At 52.3% G+C, this 2,500-nt stretch carries 1 protein-coding gene, 15 tRNA genes and 3 rRNA genes (2 of these 19 only partly in view); all 19 read left to right on the forward strand.

The window, feature by feature from the left end; translation table 11 throughout:
* Positions 1-226: ribosomal RNA gene (locus tag CBW65_RS08595) — 23S ribosomal RNA — on the forward strand (it extends 2,703 nt beyond the left edge of the window).
* 107 nt (positions 227-333) lie between these two features.
* Positions 334-450 (forward strand): 5S ribosomal RNA (gene rrf / locus CBW65_RS08600).
* Positions 451-852: 402 nt separating this feature from the next.
* Positions 853-945 (forward strand) — tRNA-Ser (locus tag CBW65_RS08605).
* Between the two features lie 8 nt (positions 946-953).
* A tRNA-Met gene (locus tag CBW65_RS08610) sits at positions 954-1,030 on the forward strand.
* 9 nt (positions 1,031-1,039) lie between these two features.
* A tRNA-Tyr gene (locus tag CBW65_RS08615) sits at positions 1,040-1,123 on the forward strand.
* 24 nt (positions 1,124-1,147) lie between these two features.
* Positions 1,148-1,223 (forward strand) — tRNA-Trp (locus CBW65_RS08620).
* A gap of 6 nt (positions 1,224-1,229) precedes the next feature.
* Positions 1,230-1,305: transfer RNA gene (locus tag CBW65_RS08625), tRNA-His, on the forward strand.
* A 25-nt stretch (positions 1,306-1,330) separates the two neighbouring features.
* Positions 1,331-1,405 (forward strand) — tRNA-Gln (locus CBW65_RS08630).
* Positions 1,406-1,409: 4 nt separating this feature from the next.
* Positions 1,410-1,485 (forward strand) — tRNA-Lys (locus tag CBW65_RS08635).
* A gap of 7 nt (positions 1,486-1,492) precedes the next feature.
* A tRNA-Ala gene (locus tag CBW65_RS08640) sits at positions 1,493-1,568 on the forward strand.
* A 4-nt stretch (positions 1,569-1,572) separates the two neighbouring features.
* Positions 1,573-1,648: transfer RNA gene (locus tag CBW65_RS08645), tRNA-Asn, on the forward strand.
* 5 nt (positions 1,649-1,653) lie between these two features.
* Positions 1,654-1,730: transfer RNA gene (locus CBW65_RS08650), tRNA-Glu, on the forward strand.
* Between the two features lie 3 nt (positions 1,731-1,733).
* Positions 1,734-1,809 (forward strand) — tRNA-Val (locus CBW65_RS08655).
* Positions 1,810-1,829: 20 nt separating this feature from the next.
* Positions 1,830-1,905 (forward strand) — tRNA-Met (locus tag CBW65_RS08660).
* Positions 1,906-1,909: 4 nt separating this feature from the next.
* Positions 1,910-1,986 (forward strand) — tRNA-Asp (locus tag CBW65_RS08665).
* Positions 1,987-2,004: 18 nt separating this feature from the next.
* Positions 2,005-2,078, forward strand: a tRNA-Gly gene (locus CBW65_RS08670).
* A gap of 7 nt (positions 2,079-2,085) precedes the next feature.
* Positions 2,086-2,162, forward strand: a tRNA-Ile gene (locus CBW65_RS08675).
* 66 nt (positions 2,163-2,228) lie between these two features.
* Positions 2,229-2,345 (forward strand): 5S ribosomal RNA (gene rrf / locus CBW65_RS08680).
* A 140-nt stretch (positions 2,346-2,485) separates the two neighbouring features.
* Positions 2,486-2,500, forward strand: partial view of a protease inhibitor I42 family protein gene (locus tag CBW65_RS08685; protein ID WP_087456496.1) — the 5' end (the start) only. Its footprint extends 282 nt past the window's final position; 15 of the gene's 297 nt are visible here — the first part of the coding sequence; it begins with the start codon at positions 2,486-2,488; its stop codon lies beyond the right edge, outside the window.

Consider the following 2,500-nt stretch of genomic DNA (forward strand, 5'->3'; position numbering starts at 1 on the left):
ACCGACCGCTGGTGTCCCAGTTGTGGTGCCAACCGCATCGCTGGGTAGCTATGTCGGGAAGGGATAAGCGCTGAAAGCATCTAAGCGCGAAGCCCACCTCAAGATAAGACTTCCCACACGGTCAACGTGGTAAGACCCCTTGTAGAAGACAAGGTTGATAGGCTGGAGGTGGAAGCGCCGCGAGGCGTGCAGCTGACCAGTACTAATCGGTCGAGGGCTTATCCTAAGTAAGTCCACACTCACTATTATTCGCATCCAGTTTTCAGGGAACACGCAAAGCGGTAGATCGGCTAAAAACCGCGACATCCTGTCGCAACGCCGATCGACTGTACGTCAAGTGGTGATGTCGTAGAGGTCACACCTGTTCCCATCCCGAACACAGAAGTTAAGCTCTACAGAGCCGATGGTACTTGGACCGCAGGGTCCTGGGAGAGTAGGACGCCGCTTGGCAAATGAGAAAGACTCGATCTTATTGGATCGGGTCTTTTTTCATGTCTAAAGAGTACCTAGAAACAGTGCCGCGTTCGCAGCGGAGTACCACCGTAGCGATAGCAGAGGTATTGTAATTGGGTCGCAGTGTCCTAGGAGAGTAGGATGTCGCAAGGCTAAAAGAGGACTCGATCTATTGCAGATCGGGTCTTTTTGTGTACATTTCGGTCGTCAGACCTGCAGCGAGCAAACGGGATTGACGGTCAATGAAAGGTGGAGAGAAAGGCTTGTTTTGATGAATAGAGTGACTTGTGGTGGATGTAGTTTGTCTAAATCGCCGTTTTTGCTTGGTTTGCCTGTTGCACTTGTCCTTGGAGCATGATATTATAGCATCTGTCGCCGCTGATGAGCGGTGTGACACACGGAGAGATGTCCGAGTTTGGTCGAAGGAGCACGATTGGAAATCGTGTAGGCGCCTAAAACGTCTCGGGGGTTCGAATCCCCCTCTCTCCGCCATCTATTTTGGCGGTGTAGCTCAGTTGGCTAGAGCGACCGGTTCATACCCGGTAGGTCGGGGGTTCAAGTCCCTCCGCCGCTACCATCTTCATATGGAGAGATACCAAAGTGGCCAAATGGGGCGGACTGTAAATCCGTTGCGAAAGCTTCGAAGGTTCGAATCCTTCTCTCTCCACCATTTTCACAAACAATTTCATAATACAGGGGTATAGTTCAGTTGGTAGAACGTCGGTCTCCAAAACCGGATGTCGTGGGTTCAAGTCCTACTGCCCCTGCCAATGATGGCGGTCGTGGCGAAGTGGTTAACGCACCAGATTGTGGCTCTGGCACTCGGGGGTTCGATTCCCCTCGATCGCCCCATCATTACTTTTCACATCATCACCATTGGGGAGTCGCCAAGCGGTAAGGCAACGGACTTTGACTCCGTCATGCGAAGGTTCGATCCCTTCCTCCCCAGCCATTGTGAGCCATTAGCTCAGTTGGTAGAGCAACTGACTTTTAATCAGTGGGTCGAAGGTTCGAGTCCTTCATGGCTCACCACTTATACGGGGGTATAGCTCAGTTGGTAGAGCACCTGCCTTGCAAGCAGGGGGTCAGCGGTTCGAATCCGCTTATCTCCACCATTGTTCCTCAATAGCTCAGTTGGTAGAGCGCCCGACTGTTAATCGGATGGTCACAGGTTCGAGTCCTGTTTGAGGAGCCAGAAACGGCTCGTTGGAGAAGCGGCTTAACTCACCGCCCTTTCAAGGCGGCATTCACGGGTTCGAATCCCGTACGAGTCACCATTTGGAGGTTTAGCTCAGCTGGGAGAGCATCTGCCTTACAAGCAGAGGGTCGGCGGTTCGATCCCGTCAACCTCCACCATTTTAAAACTTAATGATTGTCGCGGGGTGGAGCAGTTGGCAGCTCGTCGGGCTCATAACCCGAAGGTCGCAGGTTCAAGTCCTGTCCCCGCAACCACAATGGAGCTGTGGTGTAGTGGCCTAACATGCCCGCCTGTCACGCGGGAGACCGCGGGTTCGAATCCCGTCAGCTCCGCCACTTTTTATCGCTTACTAAGCGGGTGTAGTTCAATGGTAGAACTCCAGCCTTCCAAGCTGGTCGCGTGGGTTCGATTCCCATCACCCGCTCCATCTATATGGGCCCATAGCTCAGTTGGCTAGAGCGCACGACTGATAATCGTGAGGTCGGAAGTTCGAATCTTCTTGGGCCCACCAATAATGTAGATCGACTAAGACCAGCGACGTCCTGTCGCAACGTCGATCGACTGTACATCCTGTACGTCTAGTGGTAATGTCGCAGAGGTCACACCTGTTCCCATCCCGAACACAGAAGTTAAGCTCTGCAGAGCCGATGGTACTTGGACCGCAGGGTCCTGGGAGAGTAGGACGCCGCTAGGCAATCAGTCAGAAAGACCCCATTTCTACGGAATGGGGTCTTTTTTGTAACAGGCTTGTACATCTCTGCATATACAGTAAGTATCAAGGGATATACACGAATAAACAGTATCCTTTGATGAATAAAAACGGAGGTGTCGAATATGGCGAATCAAGTG

Origin of the sequence: Tumebacillus avium (assembly GCF_002162355.1) — a bacterium.
Taxonomy (GTDB): domain Bacteria; phylum Bacillota; class Bacilli; order Tumebacillales; family Tumebacillaceae; genus Tumebacillus_A; species Tumebacillus_A avium.